Annotated in this window: 4 protein-coding genes and 2 pseudogenes; all 6 read left to right on the plus strand. The window is 50.2% G+C overall.

The window, feature by feature from the left end:
- Positions 1-941: PorV/PorQ family protein (locus tag ACETWG_09040; GenBank protein ID MFB0516733.1), on the plus strand; the 941-nt coding region annotated here is incomplete at its 5' end.
- Positions 942-1,053: 112 nt separating this feature from the next.
- Positions 1,054-2,742: a glycoside hydrolase family 28 protein gene (locus ACETWG_09045; protein ID MFB0516734.1), complete on the plus strand. Its 1,689-nt coding sequence runs from the start codon at positions 1,054-1,056 to the stop codon at positions 2,740-2,742.
- Between the two features lie 44 nt (positions 2,743-2,786).
- Positions 2,787-3,017 (plus strand): hypothetical protein, encoded by a 231-nt coding sequence (locus ACETWG_09050; GenBank protein ID MFB0516735.1) that lies wholly within the window; start codon positions 2,787-2,789, stop codon positions 3,015-3,017.
- Positions 3,018-3,023: 6 nt separating this feature from the next.
- Positions 3,024-4,058, plus strand: a pseudogene (locus ACETWG_09055) (DUF4861 domain-containing protein).
- Between the two features lie 230 nt (positions 4,059-4,288).
- Positions 4,289-4,794, plus strand: a pseudogene (locus ACETWG_09060) (PfkB family carbohydrate kinase).
- A 463-nt stretch (positions 4,795-5,257) separates the two neighbouring features.
- Complete coding sequence (locus tag ACETWG_09065) at positions 5,258-6,355, plus strand: tyrosine-type recombinase/integrase (protein MFB0516736.1); 1,098 nt, start codon at positions 5,258-5,260, stop codon at positions 6,353-6,355.
- Positions 6,356-6,637 lie beyond the last annotated feature (282 nt).

Raw genomic sequence — 6,637 nt, forward strand, 5'->3', positions numbered from 1 at the left:
AGATGAAAAAAACCGGCCAGTCCACCATGAATTTTCTTCAGGTTAGTGTGGTGCCGGATGCAACCGCACTCGGGGATGCCTATACTGCGTTGGGGCAGGGCATCCGCAGTGTATTCTACAATCCGGCTGGTCTGGCGGAAATGACTGATAAATTTGAGTTTTTCCTGTCCAATACTAAATGGATTGCGGATATCCAATATATCGCTAACGGCATCGCCTGGAACCTGAAAAACTATGGAGCCATCGGATTAAGTTTGGTGCATGTCAATTACGGCGATATCATAGGGACGCGGCTGATCTCGGCTGCTGAGATAGCTACGGATGAAACCGGGTATGTCGAAACCGGCATGGTCGATAACGTTGGTGCGTATGCTTTCGGATTGACCTATGCGCGCAATATCTCAACGCTTTTCAAATTCGGCCTGTCTCTCCGGTACGTGAACCAGCAATTGGGACAGAGTAACCTGGCTTCGGGTTTGAAGGATAATGAGCATCAGCTGATGGTTTATGATTTGGGTGTTAAGTATTACACACCTATCGAGAGTTTCCGCTTTGCCATGTCGATTCGCAATTTCGGCAACGCGGTGAAATACGAGGAGATCACAACCCAGCTGCCGATGATTTTTGCTGTCGGGGGGGTCATTGATGTGATGAATGTCCTCAACCCGGTCCACGGCGAGAACAACTCCTTGTTAGTGTCGATGGAGTTCACTCACCCCAATAACTATACTGAACGCTTACATATGGGTCTGGAATATACCCTGAACAATATGATCTCTCTAAGAGGAGGGTATGTTACCAACCATGATGTGAAAGGATGGTCGGGTGGATTCGGCATCCAATATAATCTTATGGGGATCACAGCGCATATCAGCTACTCCTATTCAAACATGGCTGTATTTGCGGATGTTAACCGCTTTGCACTCACCTTCACGTTTTAGTGCTTCAGCGTCTCTTCTTCGATAACCTCACAGATGCAATCCGCTGAGGGTAGGATGCAGTAGGCAGGTTTATGATCACCCAAACAAATTTGAGATCAAAGAAAGAGAAGAAATGATACAACGAGCTCATAAAACCACCGTACTGGTGGTTACCATAGTATCTTTATTCAGTTCAGTTGGTGGTGGTAAGGAGGACCTGGCTCGCTATACCAGCGATCTATCCTTTGATATGCCGCCGGTAACGATACCCTCCTTTCCTTCCCATGTTGAGAATATTGTCGATTACGGAGCCGTTGGTGACGGACATACCATGAACTCGGAGGCCATTAATAGCACACTTGAAGCGTGTGCGGCTGCCGGTGGTGGGACCGTCAATATCCCACCGGGATTATGGCTCACCGGCCCGATCCGATTGCAGAGCAATGTCAATCTGCACCTGGAAAAAGGTGCCGTGCTGCAGTTCAGCTCCCGCTTTGAGGACTATTCCCTGATCAGGAGTACCTGGGAGGGACGGGAGGAGGTGCGGTGTATCGCACCAATTTTCGGCCTGGAACTGGAAAATATCGGCATCACAGGAGATGGGATCATCGATGGAGCTGGCGAAGCCTGGCGGCCGGTGAAGAAATTCAAAACCACCGATCAACAGTGGCAACAGCTGCGCGCTTCAGGCGGTGTCATCAGTAAAGATGGTCGTGTCTGGTGGCCTTCTGAGCAAGCACTGAAGGGGGCTCAAATCGTCGAACGGTTGAACAACCGGAAAAACAGCGCTATCCAGGACTATGCCGCAGCTCGCGAGTATCTGCGACCGGTACTGGTAAATCTGGTGAAATGCCGTAACGTGCTACTCGATGGCCCCACCTTTCAGAATTCTCCCGCCTGGAATATTCATCCCCTTATGTGCGAGAATATGGTCATCCGCAACATCACGGTGCTCAATCCGTGGTTCGCCCAGAACGGCGATGGAATCGATCTGGAATCCTGCCGCAATGTTGTGGTTTACAACTGCAGTTTCGATGTGGGTGATGATGCCATCTGCCTGAAGTCGGGTAGAAACGAATATGGCCGGCGACGGGGAAAGCCCAGTGAGAATATCGCGATTGCCGATTGCATCGTGTATCACGGGCACGGAGGTTTCACCATCGGCAGCGAGATGTCGGGCGGCGTTCGCAATATTGATGTGCGCCGATGCACCTTTTTAGGGACCGACGTGGGATTACGATTCAAAAGTACCCGCGGGCGCGGCGGGATCGTGGAGAATATCTTTATCCGCGATATCTATATGAAAGCTATCCCGACCGAGGCGATTCGTTTTAATATGTATTATGACAGTCAGCCCCCGATCCCGGAATTGAATTCAGACAAACTGTTGGTCTATAAAGAACGGCCGGAAGTCGCTGTTAGCGAAGAAACACCAAGTTTTCGAAATATCCATATCGAGAATATCACCTGCCGTGGTGCTGACCGGGCAATATTATTACAGGGATTACCTGAAATGGCTATCAGCGACATCGTACTGAACAACATCGTCATTTCTGCCAAGAATGGTCTCGTTTGCGTGGATGCGGATGGAGTTTCACTCAACAACGTGAAAATTATGTCGGAAGAAACGCCTGTGATGAGTATTCTGAGCAGCCGGAATGTGTCGCTTGAGGGCGTGTTCGTACCTGAAGACACCCGTCCTTTTATGGTCATCGATGGGCAAAAATCCGCCAACATTCGGCTTACCGGCCTGACTGATTCCATCGAGGATTTACTCAGCATCGGGAAACAGGTGCCCGCAGATGCGGTAATCCTTGATTAATCGGCAGCTGGGGACAGAAGGCTACCGGAACAGGAGAAGATCCCATGAGAAATCGTTTGATATATCTCTATCTTATTCTAAACCTGTTACTACTCCACTGTACCCAGAGGGGAAGTATCCCCCGTGATATCGTTGAAGCTTATCCCGAAGCAGTCACCGTACAGGTTAAGAATACGGCTGGATTCTCGCACACGGATGGATCTTTTTCGCTGAGCGTTGACGATCTGAAGGTGCTGGACTCGCGCTTCAATCCCCATGCCTTTGTGGTTTTCTAGGACGGGATTGAACTTGCCAGCCAGGGGAACGACCTGGATCGGGATGGTATGGTGGATCAGGTAATGTGCCTTGCTGATTTCGAGCCTGGAGAAACGAAAAAGCTCACTATCAGGTTTGCGCCATCGGGCGAGAAACAGCGCACCTACACCCAAAGAGCCTATGGTGAGCTGTCCCGCAAAATCGGGCGGCGTTTCGAGAAGCAAAAGTACCTGGGCGGCGCCTTTACCAATGTAAAGTACCTGCGTGTGCCGCCAGAGCATACTGATCACTCCACGTATATCCGCTATGAAGGTCCGGGCTGGGAATCGGACAAGGTGGGCTACCGCTTCTATCTGGACTGGCGCAATGCCATCGATATCTTCGGGAAAAAGGTGGCCGGGATGGTGCTCCCGAATGTCGGCCAGGACGGTTTCGATTCCTACCATGAGATGTCCAAGTGGGGGATGGATATCCTGCAGGTGGGTGAGTCTCTCGGGATTGGATCGATCGGGATGTGGGTAGGTGATACGGCTGAGCGCGTGGCGAAGACGGACAGTATCACCTGCGCCGTCGTTGCGGATGGTCCAATACAGGCATTGATCCGCACCCAGTATTACGGCTGGTCGGTTAAGGGGATGAAGTACAACCTGGTTTCCGAGCTGTCCATCGCTGCGGGGCAGCGTGCTTCGCGGCATGACCTCAGCTTCCGGCCTGATCCTGAGAATCTATGTACCGGAATCGTCAAGCACCCTGAGGGCAGACAGATCATCGATCCAGAAGAAAGTTCGGAATAGACCTATCTGGCCACGTATGGACGGCAGAGTCTAGCCGAGGATAACCTGGGAATGGCCGTCTTTTACCGGCGAGATAACCTGATCGAGTTGAAGGAGGACCAGCACAGCTTAGTAGCCATACTGCGGCCAAGAGATGGTAAAGTGACATTTTATTTTCTTGCCGCATGGGAAATGGAACGCGATGGTATTCATACCGAAGATGAGTTCATTGACTATCTTGGAATGCTCAGACGGGAATTGAGTGAGCCGATCGAGATCATTCCGTAGTACCCCACGACGGCTGTATCCGCGGTAGAGAGAGTTGGAAGGAGAAGTCGATGAAAGTCAGATACCTGGCGGATCAGGTACGTTATCAGAGCATGGCTACAGAGGAGCTGCGGGAGACGTTTCTGGTTGCGGAGCTTTTTCAACCGGATCAGGTCGTGCTGCATTATACCGGAACGGATCGCTGTGTCGTGGGGTCGGCAGTTCCCGGAAAGCAGACTCTGCGGTTGGAAGGAGGGCGGGAACTGGCTTCGGACTTCTTCACCCAGCGACGGGAAGTGGGTGTCATGCAAGACAATGAGGAAGACTTCACCGCCTGTCTGGGCTTTGAAGTTGAAGGAGTGGATGAAGGTCTCACAAATCTTGAAATTGCAGGCTTCAAGCAAATGATCGAAACTGCCGTGGAGCACTATCCCAACTTCAAGACCATCGCTACCACCCTGCGGAAAGTGAAAACAGCCACTGTTAATGACTGGGGAGCTATTTGCTGGATGAATGGTAATTTCCATGAGGCTATTCACCGTCCTGATCTTGAAATCATGAACCGTGCGAGTGGCGGGGATAGCTTCGCTTCCGGATTTATTTATGGCTTGATGGAACTGCAGGATCCTGCCCAAGCGGTAAACTACGGTGCAGCTCTTGGCGCCTTGGCCATGACCACCCCAGGTGATACTTCCATGTTACGCACAAGGAGGTAGAGAAGATCGTGAGCGGGCAAGGAGCCAGGGTTGTACGTTAGCGGACTATTCTAGAAGGCCACGCTCAGCAAATAGACATATCTCCAATCACACTCACCGCAAATCAGAGATAATCTTCTGAATATCAGTAGAAAAGTGCCGGTAATCTGGTGATTACAAGGAGTTTTGTAGCGGCTTTTACTACATTTATCCACTTCGATTATTAATCGTCAGCGTTTGGCCCGCAGCTACTACCAAGCGATAAATCCTTATCACAGTTCATGATTCTGGTGAGAGGGACTCCTATGCACATTCCAGGCGTCATAAACGTATACAGAATATACGCTTAGAAACATTAGTATTCCTTGATACGCTGCCAGTTCGTATGCTAAGATACGCGCAGGCTATGGGGATCGCCATTGTCATACCAACCTTTTGCCGGAAGTCCGCCGCCACATCTGAGGTCATCATAGCCTGTTGCTCCCAGGGCGGGATTCCGGCGTACCTGCCTCAGGAGATTATCTCATGGCAACTTTAGTGCGGTATCCTGGCGGTGCACGGAATAAGGGAAATAACAATCGACATGGTAGATTCTACGCGCGGATTTATATCCGTGGTGAAAACACCGAAGGTAAGTCGAAACTCATACCGCTGAAGACTGAAGATGCCAAAGTGGCTGCATTACGATTTCAAAAAGTGCTCCAGGTTGAAGAAACCATTAAAGCTGGGGTAGGGTACACCTTCCCCTGGATGAACGGAAGCCTCACCACAGTCAAGCGAACCACCTTAGAGGAGGCAGTTTCGGACTATATGAGCGCTAGGAAACTTGATGGATTGAGGAAGAAGACATTAGAGGTATATACCTTAGCTCTCCAGCACCTTATCGCGGTCGTTGGGGCTAGTAGACCGCTTGAGGAAATAACATCCGAAGGTCTGGGTGAGTTTAAACGAGCCTATCATGAGACACACTCAACTATGACAGTAAACATGAACCTGCGAGCTCTGAAGACTTACTTCCTTTGGGCCAAAGAAAATCGCCTGATCCAGACGGTTCCTAGGATCAAGGAAATCAAGCAAAGCCGCCCGCTACCCAAGTATCTCTCTAATGAGGAGTTATATCGCATCCAACAAGTGGCCACGCCCTTCTTGGCTGATGTATTTTGGTTTTACCGCGAGACCGGTTGCCACTTCCATGAACCATTTAATGCTCTTCCAAAGGGAAGGCACCTGTTGGTGCCTACAGAGTTCGCCAAGGCCCAGGAAGAATGTCAGATTCCCCTCAATCCTGATCTACTCATGATCTACAATAAGTTGGTCGCTGAAAGTCATAGGCCAGACTATTATTCGAAGGCATTCAAAAAGATCGTAACCCAACTCGGCTTCACAGATCACCGCTTCCACGATCTCCGGTACACCTTCGGTGTTCGTACTTGGCTGCAGACCGGTGATATCATGCTGGTCAGCAACCTCATGGGGCACCGCAACATCGAAACGACTATGATCTATACCCGCTTTCTGTCAACTCGGTTAGTTGAGGATTTCCCTGACCTAGCTGCTTATGTGAGCGAATATTCAAAAGGACGGGCGAAACTGTTAGGTATAAGCCGGTTGGTTTCGGACTAAGTCTGCTGCTTGATGCCTCAGATCATCATAAATGGTCTTCATGCATTGGTGTGATGTATCAATTCCATCGCAATCGCACGACTTCACCTAAAACTCAAAGCTCTATTGACTAATCATGATTCGTATACACACTTGCGTATACAGTTACGTCGGTCATTTGTGGTTGTTTGGGGTTCCGGCATGAAAATCAGCAAGGAGGTGCTGATACGAGTAATGCCGACGGGAGATACTCTTCCGTCGGCAAAATCGGTGGTCGGGGCGACTGGATTTGAACCAGCGACC

This window comes from Candidatus Neomarinimicrobiota bacterium, from assembly GCA_041862535.1.
Taxonomy (GTDB): Bacteria; Fidelibacterota; Marinisomatia; order SCGC-AAA003-L08; family TS1B11.

Excerpts from the sequence above, each read along its gene's own strand:
- ACETWG_09065 (MFB0516736.1), top strand. The coding sequence starts at position 5,258 with ATGGCAACTTTAGTGCGGTATCCTGGCGGTGCACGGAATAAGGGAAAT.
- ACETWG_09045 (MFB0516734.1), top strand. The coding sequence starts at position 1,054 with ATGATACAACGAGCTCATAAAACCACCGTACTGGTGGTTACCATAGTA.
- ACETWG_09050 (MFB0516735.1), top strand. The coding sequence starts at position 2,787 with ATGAGAAATCGTTTGATATATCTCTATCTTATTCTAAACCTGTTACTA.